Here is a 16382-nt window from a genome sequence, read left to right as displayed (position 1 = left end):
GCCGCCGGAAGTCCGTGCTGAGTCCGCGCATCAGCCCGTGCCAAGTCCGTGCCGGGTCCATGCTCAGCCCGTGCCAGGTCCAGGTCCGTGCTCAGCCCGTGCTACCGGGTGGAGATGATCCACCGGTACTGCAACTCCGGGCGCCCGACCTGGCCGTACTGCGGGCTGCGGGCCGCCTGCCCGGCGCCCACCAGATGCTCCAGATAGCGGCGCGCGGTGATCCGCGAGATACCGAGCCTGGCCGCCGCCTCCGTGGCCGTCAGCCCCGCCCGCTCGTCCCGCAGCGCACGCGTCACCGACTCCAGCGTCGGCCCGCTGAGCCCCTTCGGCAGCGACGCGGGCTGCGGCGCCCGCAGCGCGCCCAGCGCCCGGTCCACCTCGTCCTGCCCACTGGCCTCACCGGCGGCGGCGCGGAACTCGGCGTACCGGCCGAGCCGGTCGCGGAGCGTGGCGAAGGCGAAGGGCTTGAGCACGTACTGCACGACGCCCAGCGACACCCCTTCGCGTACGACGGCGAGATCGCGCGCCGACGTGACGGCGATGACGTCCGCGTGGTGGCCGGCGGCCCGCAGGCTGCGCAGCAGCTGGAGCCCGTGCCCGTCCGGCAGATACAGGTCGAGGAGGATCAGGTCGACGTCCGTGCGCTCCAGGGCGCGGCCCGCCTCGACCCGGGAGTGGGCGACCCCGGCCACCTCGAAGCCGGGCACCCGGCCGACGTACAGCTGATGGGCGTCGGCGGCGACGGGGTCGTCCTCGACGACGAGTACGCGAATGGGGCGGGGGCCGCCGGCCGTGTTCCTGGTCATGATCCGCCGCGCTCCCCACCGTCGGTCGTGGCACCGGCCATCGACTCCGCCGCGTCGGCGCCCGTGCCCGTGCCCGCACCGTCCGTATCCGCGACCACGCCACCCGTACGCGTAGCCGTGCCGGTACGCGTTCCCGAACCAGCCGTATCCGCCTCGCCGCCCCTGCCCAGCGGCAGCCGTACGGTGAACTCCGCCCCGCCGTCCCGCCCCGGTGTCAGCTCCACCGTGCCGTGCGCCCGGTGCACCGCCTGGCGTACGAGTGCCAGCCCCAGCCCGCGTTCCGCGCCCCGGGTCGACCAGCCGCGCCGGAACACCTCCTCCATGTTCCCGGGGGCGACGCCCGGCCCGGTGTCCCGCACCCGCAGCAGCAGCTCACCGCCCTCGGCCGGCTCACCGCCCTCGACCAGCGCGGTGACCGTGACCCGCGCGCCGTCCGTGCCCTGGGCGGCGTCCACCGCGTTGTCGATCAGATTGCCCAGCATCGTGACCAGATCGCGCGGGGCGAGCGACGGCGGCAGCACCCCGTCGTCTATGCGGCTGTCCTCCGCGAGCACCAGCTCCACGCCGCGCTCGTTGGCCTGCGCCGCCTTCCCCAGCAGCAGCGCCGCCAGCACCGGTTCGGCCACCGCGCCGACGACCCGGTCCGTGAGCACCTGCGCCAGCTCCAGCTCCGCCGTGGCGAACTCCACCGCGTCGTCCACCCGTCCCATCTCGATCAGCGACACGACCGTGTGGAGCCGGTTCGCCGCCTCGTGCGCCTGTGAGCGCAGGGCGTGCGTGAAGCCGCGCTCCGAGTCCAACTCGCCCGACAGTGCTTGCAGTTCGGTGTGGTCCCGGAGCGTGGCGACCGTACCGCGCCGCTCGCCGCCGATCACCGGGCGGGTGCTGACGACCACGATCCGGTCGGCCGTCATATGGACCTCGTCCACCCGCGGCTCCGACGCGAGGAGCGCGCCGACGAGCGGGGCGGGCAGGCCGAGTTCGTCGACGTTGCGGCCCACCGCGCTGTCGTCGAGACCGAGGAGTTCCTGCGCGCCGTCGTTGATCAGCGCGATACTGCGCCGTCCGTCCAGCATGAGCAGCCCTTCGCGTACGGCGTGCAGCGCCGCCTCGTGGTAGTCGTGCATCCGGCTCAGCTCGCCCGCGTTCATCCCGTGGGTGTGCCGGCGCAGCCGCGCGTTGATGACGTACGTGCCCACACCGCCCAGCGCCAGCGCGCCCCCGGCCGCCAGCGCCAGCACCCGCACCTGCTTCTCCAACTGGCTGGAGATCCGGTCCACGGTGATGCCGACGCTGATCAGCCCGGTGATCCGGCCCCCGTCCCTGACCGGGGTCACCACCCGGGTCGAGGGGCCGAGCGTGCCCGTGTAGGTCTCCGTGAAGGTCTCGCCGAGCAGCGCGGGCCTCGTCGTGCCGATGAAGGGCAGCCCGATCAGCTGGGGATCCGGGTGCGTCCAGCGCGTCCCGTCCGGCTTCATGATCGTGACGAAGTCCACGCCTGTGTCGACCCGGACGCGCTCCGCGTACGGCTGGAGCGTGGCGGACGGATCGTCGGACCTGATGGCCTCGCGTACGGAGGGGGAGTCGGCCATCGCCCGCGCCGTGGCCGTGACCTGGCGCTCCGCGGTCTCCTCGGCCTGTGCCCGGTCCGTGAAGTACGCGAACAGCGCACATCCGGCCACCACGGCCGCGACCAGCACGACCTGCATGGCGAAGAGCTGGCCGGCGAGGCTGCGCGGACGGGGTAGCTGCATGACACAAGTCTGCCTGGCCGAAATTCGCGTGAACGAAATGCACGTAAGGGTGACCGGCGTCACACGCTGATAGATAGTCGCCGGGACCCCCTCGGGACGGGAGGGTCGCGTAGGGACAAACGAGTCAAGGAGGACCCGTGGCCGCTACTCGGGACCGTACCCATTATCTGTATCTGGCCGTGATCGGCGCGGTGATTCTCGGAATCACGGTCGGATTCGCTGCCCCGGGGGTGGCCGTCGAGCTGAAGCCCATCGGGACGGGCTTCGTCAACCTCATCAAGATGATGATTTCCCCGATCATCTTCTGCACCATCGTGCTGGGCGTCGGATCCGTCCGCAAGGCCGCCAAGGTCGGCGCGGTCGGCGGTCTGGCCCTGGGCTACTTCATGGTCATGTCGACCGTCGCGCTGGCCATCGGCCTCGTCGTCGGCAACATCCTGGAGCCCGGCGCCGGCCTGCACATCACCGACGCGACGGCCGACGCCGGCGCGGCACAGGTGGCCGGCGACGCCGAGAGCACCGCCGAATTCCTGGTCGGCATCATCCCGACCACGCTCGTCTCCGCCTTCACCGAGGGTGAGGTGCTCCAGACGCTGCTCGTGGCGCTCCTGGCGGGCTTCGCGCTCCAGGCCATGGGCCGCACCGGCGAGCCGATCCTGCGCGGTATCGGACACATCCAGCGCCTGGTCTTCCGCATCCTCGCGATGATCATGTGGGCGGCCCCCGTCGGCGCCTTCGGCGCCATCGCGGCGGTGGTCGGCGAGACCGGCATGGACGCGCTGAAGTCGCTGGCCGTCATCATGATCGGCTTCTACGTCACCTGTGCGCTCTTCGTCTTCATCGTTCTGGGCCTGCTGCTGAAGGTCGTCACCGGCATCAACATCTTCTCGCTGCTGAAGTACCTGGCGCGCGAGTTCCTGCTGATCGTCTCCACCTCGTCGTCGGAGTCGGCGCTGCCGCGGCTGATCGCGAAGATGGAGCACCTGGGTGTCAGCAAGCCCGTCGTCGGCATCACCGTGCCGACCGGCTACTCCTTCAACCTCGACGGCACGGCCATCTACCTCACGATGGCGTCGCTGTTCATCGCCGAGGCGATGGGCAACCCGCTCGCCATCGGTGAGCAGATCGGGCTCCTGCTCTTCATGATCATCGCGTCGAAGGGCGCGGCGGGTGTCACCGGCGCCGGCCTGGCGACCCTGGCGGGTGGCCTCCAGTCGCACCGGCCCGAACTGGTCGACGGCGTCGGCCTGATCGTCGGCATCGACCGCTTCATGAGCGAGGCGCGCGCCCTGACGAACTTCGCGGGCAACGCGGTCGCCACGGTCCTCGTCGGTACGTGGACGAAGGAGATCGACCGGGCCAGGGTGGACGAGGTGCTGGCCGGCCGGATCCCGTTCGACGAGAAGACGCTGGTGGACGACCACGGCGGGGGAGGCCCCAGTCTCACGAAGGACGCCGACGGCGCCTCGGACGGCTCCGCCGACGGCCCCACGGAGGTGCCGGAGCAGCGCGACGTGGACGGGGCGCCGGCGAAGGTCTGACCCGGGGTCGTCCGACTCCGCTCAGCCGCACCATCGCTCAGCCGCACCATCGCTCAGCCGCACCACCGCTCAACCGCCCTACCCCGGCCGGGGGTTGATCCCCCAGCTCCCCGGCCCTGCGAATGACCGGCCCGTACGGAGACGTCCGTACGGGCCGGTCACTTCTCTGTCGGGTGAGCTGCGAGGGCGGCCGTCACGCGGTCCAGCCGCCGCAGGGTGCGCCGCAGGACGAGAGGCTGACAGAACTGCGACAGGCTCATCAGAAGGAGCACCGCGCCGAACAGGGGCGCGCCGTTCAGGAACTGCGCGACGGCGAGCAGCACGAACAGCGCGCCGCCCACCATGTACGCCCAGCGGTAGCGCTCCGCCCGGACCGTCGTCCGGCGGTGTTTCGCCAGCAGCAGCCCCATCGCCGCCCGCTCGGCCGCGCCCTGCGGGATGTTCTCCTTCTGTACGCACCGTGAGAGAGCCGAGACGCGGTCGCGCGGCACGCCTATCTCGCGTGCGGTCGCGCGGTTGATCGACCGCACCAGGAGCACACAGCCGCCCACGAGCAGGATCAGCAGCAGTCCGGCGATCACCGCGCTGAGTGGCCGCCGGCCGAGTGCGCCCACGGCGACACCGCCCAGCATGAGCAGGACCACGAACAGCGCCGCCAGGGGGGCGGGCCGCCGCCGGAGCGGGGTGGTGTCGCCGGCGCCCTTGCCGCTCACGCCGGGCGCCGTACGGTGCCGAGGCCGGTGTGTGCGGCCGGGCCGGCCTCCAGCCGTCGCGTCAGCCGTGCGTACCGCGCGAAGAGCCTGCGCCGGTTCCACAGCGCCGCCGGGACGGACAGCGCGCCGACGGCCACCGTGACGACCGCCGGGACCATCGCGCCGAGTACGAGGAAGAGGCCGGCCATCAGCACGACGCACACCCCCAGCAGGGGAAGGGCCAACCGGCCGGCCGAGCGCAACTGCTCCTCGCGGCGCCGCACCAGGACCGCCATGGCACGCCGCTCCTCCGGGTCCTCGGGTATGTCCTCCTTGCCGATGCGCCGGTCGAGGCGTGGCACCTGGTCGGCATCCGTGCCGACCGCGCGGCCGTCCTTGCGGCGGCGCCAGGCGACGACGGCCGTGATCACCACCGCGTAGATCGCGCCGTTGATCACCGCGTTGAGCAGACCACTGTCCCGGTCGATCAGCAGCCGCACCCCCACCAGGATCAGGAACGCCAGCGGACCCGCCACCCACCAGCGGTTCAGCCACCAAGGCCACCCGCGCCGTCCCTCATGTGATTCCGTCATCTCGCCCCACCCACCTCAGGTTCGGAGCACTTCCGACTCACGTGCTCCCGGACCTCGCGTGTACCCCCGTTCGACCGCTTCGCACGACTGTGGGCTCCACAGGGCTTGTGTGGAGCCCACGTTGGGGCGTGCCCGGCGTGCCCGGCGTGCCCGGCGAGCCGGCGCTCAGCCGTACGGGATCCAGCAGGTGGGCGTTGACCAGGGAGTCGAGCAGTTGCCGGGTCCTGCTGACGGGAGCCCCGACGAGGGCGGCGGCGGCCTGTAGACCGAACTCGGGACCCGGATGCGGGCCGAGAAGACGGAACAGCCGGGCCGCCTGCCCGGACAGGGCTCGGTAGGACCAGGCGAAGACGGTACGGACGGCCTCCGCCTCCTCGTCGTCCCCCGTGCTCAGCGCGTCCCACAGAGCCGACTCGTCCCGCAGACCGGCGATCAGGTCGTCGAGCCGCAGATGCGGCCGGCTTGCCGCGCGCTCGGCCGCGATACGCAGCGCCAGCGGTAACCGCGCGCAGAGAATCGCCAGTTCGGTGAGCTTCTCCAGGTCGTCCTCAGGGCGGTATCCGGCGGTGACGGTGCGCAGCAGTGCCACCGCCTCAGCCTGCGGCAGTGTGCCGAGCGTGAGTCTGCGGGCGCCGTCGCGGACGGCCAGCGAGGAGAGGCGGCTCCTGCTGGTGACGAGGACGAGGCAGCCCGGTCCGCCGGGCAGCAGCGGACGGACCTGGCCGGCGGTTGAGGCGTTGTCCAGCGGCACGAGCATCCGGCGGTCCGCGAGCAGCGAGCGGTAGAGGGCGGCCGCGGTGTCAATGTCTTGCGGCACCGACCGCGCCGGTACGCCGAGGGCGGGCAGGAACCGGTGCAGGGCCTCCTGGGCGGTGACCGGCTCCCCGGGGTCGTACCCGCGCAGGTTCACGTAGAGCCGGCCGTCGGGAATCTGTCGCGGGCGTGGTGCGCCCAGCGCAGCGCGAGCGAGGTCTTGCCCGCACCTGCGGTACCCGCGATGACACAGACAGAGATGATCAGCGGGTCCCCGTTCTCCCCGGCCACGACGGCGTTCAGCTGGTCCAGTTCATGTACCCGGTTGACGAAACCGGCTACATCGGCGGGGAGTTGGCGGGGCGGCGGGCTCGCCGGTGGCCTGTCCCGCGCGTTGCCCGGCCCGTGGAAGTGGATGCCGCCGCTGACCCTTCCGGTCTGCACGACATCGCGGGACGACCCCGACAGGTCGTTCGTCGACGCGCCGGGGTGCTCCTCGTCGTTTCCGTGTCGGCTGATTGTCTACTCCGGCCTGCTCGTCGGTGCGGGGAGGTGGGCGACGACCCGTTCGAAGTACGACCCGATCTCGTCGCCCGACTCGTAGAGCGCCTTGATGTATTGCCCCCGTTCGGCCACCACTTCGGGGTCCGTGTAGCGGATCGCCCCCTGCGGATGACCGCCGTCGGAGTGGAGGATGTTGAAGAGGGTCCGGCCGCCGAGTACCACGAGTTCCGGCAGCGGTCCCGGGCGCTCTGCGGCGGCGACGGACTCGGCACTCACGACGCGCACCCGCGCGCCGAGTCGGGTCTGCTGCCGCAGCGAGTGCAATTCCCACTGGAGATAGGGCGTCAGAGGCTCTTCGACCACGCGCACGCGGTGAAAGGTGTGTCCCTGGCGTTCGTCCTCACGGGCGGCGGCGGCGAGTGCGTCGCGGCGTTCCCGCATGAGCCGCAGCGACTCCTCCCACTCACCCCGCCGAAGCGCGTCGCGGCTCGGGCTGCCCTGCTCCTCGAAATGCTGTCGCCGCTCCAGCTTCCAGGAGGCCGCGTCGCGGAGTAGGGCGCTGCGCTCGCGGAAGTCCTTTCGGTACGCCTCGCGGACAAGTCGCTCGCCATGCTCCGGTAGGAGGGCGGGCGCGTACGTCTCAGGCATCGGCGATGTCCGCCTTCGCGGCACTCAAGGTGCTTCCGGGAATGATGACCAGACGCTCGTCCGAGGCGAGTGCGACGCCTCGCGGAAGACGCGGAGCGTAATGGCTGGTCAGATCCCGGCCGATCACGGCGATGTCGCCGTTGTCGAGCCGCCAGATGTCGGGGCACTCGTCATTTGGCGTCCGAATTGCCGAGCTCGGCGGGCGACTTGCCGAGCCGCCGCTCGAACATGGCGGACGGATCCGCTTCCCAGGCACGGGCCATGCCTACCTCCACGTGGTGCGGTCCGGAGTGCTGGCGCGACACATTTTACGTTCAGTTGATTACGGAGAGCAACCGATGTGGGCGGTTTCGCGTCACGCTCCAGGCGTATCAACCACTTGACGCGGTTGTGTGGGGTCGGCGGATTGTCTCAGAGTGCTGATACACGTCATGATGCCTCGGTAAGGGCGGCCCGTATGTCCAATTCACTTGTCCCGGTCCGGAGTTGGCGGACCTGGGCCGACGCCCCCGTCCGCTGGGCCGGGCCACTCGTCGGCCTGGCGATCAATCGGGGCGTCACCTTCAGCCCCGAGCCCGACGTCGATCTCCTCTACGCCGTTCCCGTCTTCGGGCTCTGCTCCGTCGCCGGTGTGCTCCTCTTGTCAGGGGTTCACGTACGTCATCGGTCCCTGGCCGGGGCCGTACTACGCGTGGCCGGTCCTCGGTGGGCTCGTCGTCGGGAGCGTCGTCTGTGCGGCGACCCTGCGGCGCGTCACCGCGCGGGCGGGTGGCGACGAGCGGCGGCGGGTCGGGGCCGGGTGACCGTGGGTGCGTGGGGCGTGTTGGTGGCCACGCCGCTCTTCGCCGTATCGTCGACCATGGCCGTGGCCGTCTACACCCTCCCGTGCGGCGGGCGGGCCAGTGACCTGGGCGCGGTGGGCCTGGGGATCGTCGCGTTCCTCTCGGTCCTGACGGCCGGGTGGTGCCTGGTCGCGCTGCTCGTGCCGCGCGTTCACATCGAGGAGAGGCCATGACCGCCGGCGGGCTCACCATCCGGGTGGACTCCGGCGCGCCCGTGCCGCCGTTCGAGCAGATCAGGACGCAGCTCGCGGATCTGATCTCGGTGGGGCGGCTGCGCGAGGGCGACCGGCTGCCCCCCGTACGGCAACTCGCCTCCGACCTCGGGCTCGCCAACAACACCGTCGTGCGGGCCTACCGCGAGCTGGAGTCGGCGGGCCTCGTGCACAGCAGACGCGGGTCCGGTACGCGCGTGGCCGCGGGCGTGGCGGGTGCGGCGGACGACGACGCCAGGGCCGCGCTCGCCGAGCGCGCCCGCGACTTCGCGAGCGCCGCGCGGCTGCTCGGCGCCACCGACGAGGACGCGCTGGCCGCGATCCGGCACGCGCTGGCGACGGCGCAGGCGCCCTGACGCGGACTTACCCGCCCGCCGGGCGCCGCGCCCCCCCACAGCCGCCGCCTCGCTCGTTGCCTTGACGTCGGCGTCAAGGATTACCGTCGTGGACATGCGCATCGGCGAGCTGGCGGAGCGGGCGGGGACGAGTACCCGCACCCTGCGTTACTACGAGTCCCGCGGGCTGCTGCCCGCCCGGCGGGCGGGGAACGGCTACCGCACGTACGACGAGGACGATCTGCGGCTGATCCAGCAGATCCGGACCCTTCAGGACTTCGGGTTCGATCTGGAGGAGACGCGGCCGTTCGTCGAGTGTCTGCGTGCCGGGCATCCGGCCGGGGACTCCTGCCCCGCCTCGCTCGACGTGTACCGCGGCAAGCTCGCCGAGCTGGACGAGCTGATCGGCAGGCTCGGTTCGATACGCGCCCAGGTCGGCGAACAGCTCGCGCGGGCCGAAGCGATCCAGGCACGAGCCGTCGGGCGGCCCGAGCCGCTGTGCGAGCTGACCATGTACGAGCCGCGAGAGGGAGAAGACACATGATCCAGGCAGAGGGCGTCGCCGCGGTGACGGACGAGAGCTTCGACGACGAGGTGCTGAAGGCCGACCTGCCCGTGCTGGTGGAGTTCACCGCGGACTGGTGCCCGCCGTGCCGCCAGCTCGCGCCGGTGCTGAGCGCCGTGGCCCGGGAGGAGGCGGCGCGGCTGAAGGTCGTCCAGCTCGACGTGGACACGAACCCGCGGACGATGAACCGGTACGGCGTCCTCGCCATGCCGACCCTGCTGGTGTTCCGCGCCGGCGAACCGGTCAAGTCGATGGTCGGCGCCCGCCCCAAGCGCCGGCTGCTCCAGGAACTCGAAGACGCCATCTAGAGCGGCCCCCCCCCCGCCCCGCCCCGGCCCCGCGCCCCAGGTCGCCCCGGCGCACAAAAATACCCCGGTACCGAATTGACGGCCGGGGTATCGCTCTGCGTATATTTGGTGTTTCGGCTTTCGCCCGCACTTCAATGCCGACGGAAGTTCGAAATCAACTGACTGAGCAAAGCGTATCGGACAGGGGCTGAATTGTCAACCGAGGAATTGCGGAGCGAACAGCAATTCGTCTCGCTCGTCCACGAGCGTCTCGACACGCTCAGGGAGCAGGCCGAAGCCGCCATGCGGGCGTCGATCAGGCAGGTCAGCACGGGTCGGCAGGCCATGGTGGAGCGGGACATCCGGGTCGCCGAGCACTCCGGCACCTTCACCACGCTGAATGCCGTGGAGACCGGACTCTGTTTCGGCCGTATCGATCTCAATGACGGCGTCACCCATCACATCGGGCGAATCGGAATGCGGCTGGACGACGCGGAACGCACCCCGCTGCTCATCGACTGGCGCGCTCCCGTCGCCCGGCCTTTCTATCTCGCCACCGGCTATTCCACGATGGGCCTGCGCCGCCGCCGGCACATCACCACCGAGGGGCGGCGGGTCACCGCGCTCCACGACGAGATCATGGATCTCACCGACACCACCCGCACCGGGTACGAGGACCCGGACGGCGACGCCGTGCTGCTCGCCGCGCTCGACTCGGCCCGCACCGGGCGGATGAGCGACATCGTGCGGACCATCCAGGCCGAGCAGGACCGCATCATCCGCGCGCCCCACCGCGGGGTGCTCGTGGTGGAAGGCGGGCCCGGGACCGGGAAGACCGCCGTCGCGCTGCACCGGGCCGCGTATCTGCTCTACGCGCACCGCGAGCAACTGGCGCGACGTGCCGTGCTGATCGTCGGTCCCAACCCGGCCTTCCTCGGGTACATCGGCGAGGTGCTGCCCTCCCTCGGGGAGACCGGTGTGCTGCTGGCGACGACCGGTGAACTGTTCCCCGGTGTACGGGCGACCGCGACCGACACCCCGGCCGCCGCGGCCGTCAAGGGGCGCGCGGAGATGGCGGACGTGCTGGCCGCCGCGCTGCGCGACCGGCAGCGGGTGCCCGATCCGCACATCGAGATCGAGCACGACGACGGGACGCTCTATCTGGACCGCGCGATGGCCGAGGACGCGCGTGCCCGCGCCCGTGACGCGGACCTCCCGCACAACCTGGCCCGGCCGCACTTCGCCTTCTCCGTCATCGACTCCCTCACCGGGCAGCTCACCGAGCGGCTCGGGGCCGACCCGTACGGCGGCCCGAACCTCCTGGACGCCACCGACATCGCGCAGCTCGGCAAGGCGATCGCCACCAGCCCGGCGGTGCAGTCCGCCATCGACGAGCTGTGGCCCACCCTCACTGCGCAGGGCCTCGTCGCCGACTATCTGGCCGAGCCGACCCATCTCCCCGACACGGACGGTGAGTTGATAAGGCGTCAGATCAGCGGCGCCGATCACTGGACCGATGCCGACGTGCCCCTCCTGGACGAGGCCGCCGAACTTCTGGGCGAGGACGACACCGCCGCCCGGGTCGCCGCCGAGAGCGAACGGCGCGAGCGGATCGAGTACGCGCAGGGCGTGCTGGAGCTGAGTTACGGCTCCCGCACCTACGAGTTCGAGGACAAGGACGAGGAGGAGGCGGAGGTCCTGCTGGCGCACGACCTCATCGACGCCGAACGCCTCGCCGAGCGCCAGGAGGAGGCCGACACCCGCAGCGCCGCCGAGCGCGCCGCCGCCGACCGCACCTGGGCCTTCGGCCATATCGTGGTCGACGAGGCACAGGAACTGTCCGCGATGGCCTGGCGGTTGCTGATGCGCCGCTGCCCGGCCCGCTCCATGACGCTGGTCGGCGACCCGGCGCAGACCGGGGACGTCGCGGGCTGCGGCTCCTGGCGGCAGATCCTGCGGCCGTACGTCGGCGAGCGCTGGGAGCATGTCCGGCTCGGCGTCAACTACCGTACGCCCGCCGAGATCATGGCCGTCGCCGCCGGGGTGCGGCGGCTGGCGGACCCGGACTTCGAGCCGCCGAGTTCGGTGCGCTCGACGGGAGTCGGCCCCTGGGTACGGGAGGTGGCGCCGGACGACGTCGTCCGTACGGCCGCCGCGAGCGCCGTCGAACACGCGGCCTCGCACGCGGCGGAACACGGCGCCGACGGACGGCTCGCGGTGATCGCCCCCGCCGCGCTGCTGCCCGCGCTCGCCGCCGAACTCCCGGACGCCTCCTGGGGAGCCGACGCGGCCGGCCCCGACCTCACCCGGCCGGTCGTCCTGCTCGACCCCCGGCAGGCGAAGGGCCTGGAGTTCGACACGGTGATCGTCGTCGACCCGGAGGCCGTGCTGGACGGCTCACCGCGCGGCACCAACGATCTGTACGTGGCGCTGACCCGGGCGACCCAGCGACTCGGCATCGTACGCAACGCCGCCGTCCCGCCCCGGCTCGCCTACGAGGGCGCCACCGCGGGGCCGTCCGCGGGGCCGTCCGTGGGGCCGTGAACCCCGCCCGCCCCCGGACGGGCCGCACATGCGGCCCGTCCGGGGCCGGGGCGACGCTCAGACCGGCTTCAGCCACAGCGTCGCCAACGGGGGCAGCGTCAGCTGGATGCTCACCGGGCGGCCGTGCGTGGGGACCGCCTCCGGCTTGAGGGTGTCCGTGTTGAACACATCCCCGCCGCCGTAACGCCCCGCGTCCGTGTTGATGACCTCCGTCCAGCCCGAGACGCCCTCCGGGACGCCGACGCGGTACTGATGGCGCACCACCGGTGAGAAGTGCGAGACGGCGAGCAGCGGCGCGCCCTGCGCGTCGAAGCGCAGGAACGCGAACACGTTGTCCTCCCCGGCGTCCCCCTCCACCCAGGAGAAGCCCTCGGGGACGGTGTCGCGCTGCCAGAGCGCCGGGGTCCGGCCGTAGACCACGTTCAGGTCCCGCACCAGGTCCCGTACGCCCCGGTGGTCGGCCTCCGCCGCGTACGACGGGTCCAGCAGCCACCAGTCCGGGCCGTGGCCCTCCGACCACTCCGCGCCCTGGGCGAACTCCTGCCCCATGAAGAGGAGTTGCTTGCCGGGATGCGCCCACATGTAGCCGAGGTACGCCCGGTGGTTGGCCCGCTGCTGCCACCAGTCGCCGGGCATCTTGGAGACCAACGACCGCTTGCCGTGCACGACTTCGTCGTGCGAGATGGGCAGGACGTAGTTCTCGCTGTACGCGTACACCATCGAGAAGGTCATCTCGCTGTGGTGGTACTTGCGGTGCACCGGCTCCTTGGAGACGTAGTCCAGGGAGTCGTGCATCCAGCCCATGTTCCACTTCAGGCCGAAGCCGAGACCGCCGAAGCCGCCGGGGCCGATGTCGTGCGTGGCGCGGGTGACACCGTCCCAGGCGGTGGACTCCTCGGCGATCGTGACGACACCGGGGCAGCGGCGGTAGACGGTCGCGTTCATCTCCTGGAGGAAGGCGACCGCGTCCAGATTCTCCCGGCCGCCGTGCTCGTTCGGCTCCCACTCGCCGGCCTCGCGGGAGTAGTCGAGGTAGAGCATCGACGCGACGGCGTCGACCCGCAGGCCGTCGATGTGGAACTCCTCGCACCAGTAAACGGCGTTGGCGACAAGGAAGTTGCGCACCTCGGTGCGGCCGAAGTCGAACTCCAGCGTGCCCCAGTCGGGATGCTCGGCGCGCGACGGGTCCGGGTGCTCGTACAGCGGCCTGCCGTCGAACTGGGCCAGCGCCCACTCGTCCTTCGGGAAGTGCGCGGGCACCCAGTCCACGATGACGCCGATGCCCGCGCGGTGCAGCGTGTCCACCAGGAAGCGGAAGTCGTCGGGGGTGCCCATGCGGGAGGTCGGGGCGTAGAAGCCGGTGACCTGGTAACCCCAGGAACCGCCGAAGGGATGCTCGGCGACCGGCATCAGCTCGACGTGGGTGAAGCCCAGATCCTTGACGTACGAGGGGAGTTGGAGCGCGAGTTGACGGTACGTCAGGCCTGGTCGCCAGGAGGCGAGATGGACCTCGTACACGGAGACCGGCGCCTCGTGCACCGGCAGGTCCGCGCGGTGCGCCAGCCACTGTTCGTCGTGCCACACGTGGTGCGACTCGGTGACGATCGACGCCGTCGACGGCGGCACCTCGGTGCGCCGCGCCATCGGGTCGGCGCGCAGCGTGTGCGTCCCGTCGGGCCGGGTGATGTCGAACTTGTAGAGCGCGCCCTCGCCGACGCCGGGCACGAACAGCTCCCACACACCGGTCGAGCCGAGCGAGCGCATCGGATAGACCGTGCCGTCCCAGTAGTTGAAGTCACCGGAGATCCGCACGCCCCGCGCGTTCGGCGCCCAGACGGTGAAGCGGGTGCCCGTGACGCCCTGGTGGACCATGGGGTGCGCCCCGAGCACCTTCCACAGCTCCTCGTGCCGGCCCTCGCCGATGAGATGCAGATCGAGATCGCCGAGGGTGGGCAGGAAGCGGTACGGATCCCGTACCTCCAGTTCGTCGACCTCGTCGGCGGTGCCGCCCTCCTCGGCCGTGAGCCCGTAGCGCACCAGGAGGGTGTACTCGGGGACCTTGCGCCACGGCAGCACACCGGAGAAGAAACCGTCGCCGTCGTCGTGCAGTTGGGCCCGCAGTCCCTTGGCGACGACGGTCACGGCCTTCGCGTACGGCCGCAGCACCCGGAAGACGACGCCGCCCTTGCCGGTGCGGGCGCCGAGCACGGCGTGCGGGTCGTGGTGCGCGCCGTCGAGTAGCCGGTGCCGGTCGGACTCGGCGAGCGGCGGCGCGGGCCGTACGACATGGCCGCCGCTCTCCTGACGCGGCCTCGGGGGCGTACCGGCGGCCTTCGGCGGCTTCGCGGCCTTGGCGGACCTGCCGGCCGCCTTGCCCACCTTGCCCGCTTTCCCTTCCTTCCCTTCCTTACCTTCCTTCGTCTCCTTCGCCGGGGGCTCGTCGCGCTTGCGGCGCGCACCGGCGGGCCTGGCCTCACCGGCGGGGGCCGGGACGCCGTTGGCGGGGAGCGGGGGCTGCGGCTCTGACGGGTTCTCGGACGGCGGGCGGGCGGTCACGGGGGCTGCCTCCTCGGCGGGTACGACGGGGGTCTGGGGCCGGTGGGCCGACGGGTCGGCCCACCGGGCTTCGGTGTCAGGGGCGGTGGCCGGCCAGCCGGTGGATCGCCGCCATCGGGACGGGCAGCCAGTCGGGGCGGTTCCGGGCCTCGTACAGCACCTCGTAAACCGCCTTGTCCGTCTCGTAGGCCCGCAGCAGCTCGGAGTGCTCGCGCGGGTCGGTGCCCGTCGCCTCCGCGTAGCCGTCGCAGTACGCGGACCGGCAGCGCTCCGCCCAGTCGGGGTTCCAGGGCAGGTGGGAGCGGGCGGCGTAGTCGAAGGAGCGGAGCATGCCCGCCACGTCGCGCACCGCGGGCTGCGGGCGGCGGCGTTCGGTCAGCGGGCGGGCCGGTTCGCCCTCGAAGTCGATCAGGGACCACTCGCCGTCCGGGGTCCGCAGCGTCTGGCCCAGATGCAGATCGCCGTGCACCCGCTGCGCCCGCGTGACGAGGCCACCCCCGGCTCCCGCAGCACCGCCCCCGGCTCCCGCACCGTCCCCGGACCGGGCGAGCGCGTCGAAGGCGGTGCGCAGCCCGGCGACGTACGGCAGCAGCGCGGGCACCGCCTGCGCGGTGGCGTCCAGCCTCCTGGACATGGCCTCGGCCTGATGCGCGGTCTGCCGAGGCCCCAGGGACACGGTCGGCAGCGCGGCGGCGAGCGCGAGGTGCACCTCGGCGGTGGCCCGCCCCAGCGCACGTGACTCGTCGGTGAAGGCGGCGCCGCCGGCCAGCGCGCGCAGGGCCAGCCGCCAGCCGTCCTCGGAGTCCTGGAGGAACGGCTGGAGCACCCCGAGCGTCAGCGGCTCCGTCCCGGCCCCGCCGCCCATGTCCGCGCCCATGTCCGCGCCCACGGCCTCGAACCAGGCGACCGGCGACGGCACTCGGCGGCAGCCCTGGCCCGCGAGGGCGAGCGGCAGTTCCAGATCGGGGTTGGCGCCGGGGAAGACCCGGCGCAGGATCTTGAGGATGTACTCGTCGCCGTAGACGAGCGAGGAGTTCGACTGCTCGGCGCCGAGCAGCCGAGGCACCAGCCCGGCCGGGATCTCGACGGCGCGGTCGAAGCGCAGTGGCCCCAGGGCGCCGGGGGAGCGCAGCCGCTCCAGCAGCAGATCGGCCAGGCGCGGGTCGTGCAGCGCCTCGTAGACGACCCGGCCGGCCAGCGGCCCGGTGCCCGCGACGCCGATACGGGCGGCGGCGAGCCGCGGCGGCAGGGCGGACCGTACGCCCAGCAGGAGCTGGTAGCAGTCGTCGGTGGGGGCGACGGGGACCGGCGGCGCGTCCCGGTCGGGCGTGGAGCGCTGCTCGACGCGTACCAGCAGATGGAGGAGGCCGGGGGCGGGGCCGGAGGCGGCCGGCGGCATCAGTTCGGTGGCGGCCACCGCCGAGAAGCCCGTGATCGGCCGGCCCTTGCCCGCGAACCAGCGCTGGCGCGGCAGCCACTCGTGAAGCAGTGGCGCGAGCGATTCGACCAGTCTCCCGGCTCCGGCGGGCGAGAGCGCCGCACCGGGGCGTGGTGAGCTCCGGGTGGATGCAGCCTTCGACATGGCATCGCGTCCTTTCCCCGGGCACACCACAGGATGCGCAGAGTGTCCCGGATTGCGGCAACGGAGTCCGGCTGTGCGGGACGTGTCGGGTGAGGATGGCCCGTACGGACCGAAAGTCCGTACGGACGGACCCGATGTCGGGGATGGTGCCCCGTGCGGGGCGGCGGT

13 protein-coding genes and 2 pseudogenes are annotated in these 16382 nt (G+C 72.0%); 6 read left to right on the top strand and 9 right to left on the bottom strand.

From position 1 onward, the window contains the following. Positions 1-101: 101 nt before the first annotated feature. Together OG700_RS10445 and OG700_RS10440 are read right to left on the bottom strand one after the other, a co-directional pair. Positions 102-806, bottom strand: a complete 705-nt coding sequence (locus OG700_RS10445) for a response regulator (protein WP_405612097.1) — start codon at positions 804-806, stop codon at positions 102-104. Further along, entirely contained in the window at positions 803-2560 is a 1758-nt protein-coding gene (locus OG700_RS10440) for an ATP-binding protein (RefSeq protein WP_405612095.1), read from the bottom strand. The genes OG700_RS10445 and OG700_RS10440 overlap by 4 nt, the downstream gene beginning before the upstream one ends. A 137-nt stretch (positions 2561-2697) precedes the next feature. On the opposite strand from OG700_RS10440, the gene OG700_RS10435 reads away from it, so the two are divergent. Then, positions 2698-4101, top strand: a complete 1404-nt coding sequence (locus tag OG700_RS10435) for a cation:dicarboxylate symporter family transporter (RefSeq protein ID WP_405612093.1) — start codon at positions 2698-2700, stop codon at positions 4099-4101. A gap of 158 nt (positions 4102-4259) precedes the next feature. On the opposite strand, the gene OG700_RS10430 is transcribed toward OG700_RS10435, so the two are convergent. The 5 genes and pseudogenes from OG700_RS10430 to OG700_RS10410 form a co-directional block, all read right to left on the bottom strand. Next, positions 4260-4814, bottom strand: a complete 555-nt coding sequence (locus OG700_RS10430) for a hypothetical protein (protein ID WP_405612091.1) — start codon at positions 4812-4814, stop codon at positions 4260-4262. Further along, the gene (locus OG700_RS10425) at positions 4811-5386 is read right to left on the bottom strand and encodes a hypothetical protein (RefSeq protein WP_405612089.1); all 576 of its coding nucleotides are present in this window, start codon (positions 5384-5386) and stop codon (positions 4811-4813) included. The genes OG700_RS10430 and OG700_RS10425 overlap by 4 nt, the downstream gene beginning before the upstream one ends. Before the next feature lie 178 nt (positions 5387-5564). Continuing rightward, positions 5565-6607 (bottom strand): annotated as a pseudogene (locus OG700_RS10420) (tetratricopeptide repeat protein); the annotation flags it as partial. 54 nt (positions 6608-6661) lie between these two features. Then, complete coding sequence (locus OG700_RS10415; RefSeq protein ID WP_405612087.1) at positions 6662-7291, bottom strand: DUF6879 family protein; 630 nt, start codon at positions 7289-7291, stop codon at positions 6662-6664. Further along, a pseudogene (locus OG700_RS10410) lies at positions 7284-7554 on the bottom strand (hypothetical protein). Before OG700_RS10410 ends, OG700_RS10415 begins: the two are co-directional and overlap by 8 nt. Positions 7555-7748: 194 nt before the next feature. On the opposite strand from OG700_RS10410, the gene OG700_RS10405 reads away from it, so the two are divergent. The 5 genes from OG700_RS10405 (at position 7749) to OG700_RS10385 (ending at position 12076) form a co-directional block, all read left to right on the top strand. Beyond that, positions 7749-8306: a hypothetical protein gene (locus OG700_RS10405; RefSeq protein ID WP_405612085.1), complete on the top strand. Its 558-nt coding sequence runs from the start codon at positions 7749-7751 to the stop codon at positions 8304-8306. Beyond that, entirely contained in the window at positions 8303-8701 is a 399-nt protein-coding gene (locus OG700_RS10400) for a GntR family transcriptional regulator (RefSeq protein ID WP_405612083.1), read from the top strand. Before OG700_RS10405 ends, OG700_RS10400 begins: the two co-directional genes overlap by 4 nt. Before the next feature lie 94 nt (positions 8702-8795). Next, positions 8796-9224 (top strand): MerR family transcriptional regulator, encoded by a 429-nt coding sequence (locus OG700_RS10395; RefSeq protein ID WP_405621582.1) that lies wholly within the window; start codon positions 8796-8798, stop codon positions 9222-9224. Next, a complete protein-coding gene (gene trxA, locus OG700_RS10390) occupies positions 9221-9553 on the top strand; it encodes a thioredoxin (RefSeq protein WP_405612081.1) in 333 nt (110 codons plus the stop codon). Before OG700_RS10395 ends, trxA begins: the two co-directional genes overlap by 4 nt. A 192-nt stretch (positions 9554-9745) precedes the next feature. Then, positions 9746-12076: a HelD family protein gene (locus OG700_RS10385; protein WP_405612079.1), complete on the top strand. Its 2331-nt coding sequence runs from the start codon at positions 9746-9748 to the stop codon at positions 12074-12076. A gap of 57 nt (positions 12077-12133) precedes the next feature. Here OG700_RS10385 and glgB read toward each other — a convergent pair whose 3' ends face one another. Both glgB and OG700_RS10375 read right to left on the bottom strand, forming a co-directional pair. Continuing rightward, positions 12134-14632, bottom strand: coding sequence for a 1,4-alpha-glucan branching enzyme (gene glgB / locus OG700_RS10380; protein WP_405612077.1), 2499 nt, complete (start codon positions 14630-14632; stop codon positions 12134-12136). A gap of 76 nt (positions 14633-14708) precedes the next feature. Beyond that, positions 14709-16214 carry a maltokinase N-terminal cap-like domain-containing protein gene (locus tag OG700_RS10375; protein ID WP_405612075.1) on the bottom strand — a complete coding sequence of 502 codons (1506 nt, stop codon included), beginning with the start codon at positions 16212-16214 and terminating at the stop codon, positions 14709-14711. Positions 16215-16382: the final 168 nt, after the last annotated feature.

Origin of the sequence: Streptomyces sp. NBC_01508 (assembly GCF_045040315.1) — a bacterium.
Lineage (GTDB): Bacteria > Actinomycetota > Actinomycetes > Streptomycetales > Streptomycetaceae > Streptomyces.
Note: the sequence above shows the minus strand (reverse complement) of the source record. Positions and strands in the feature narration are given on the sequence as shown.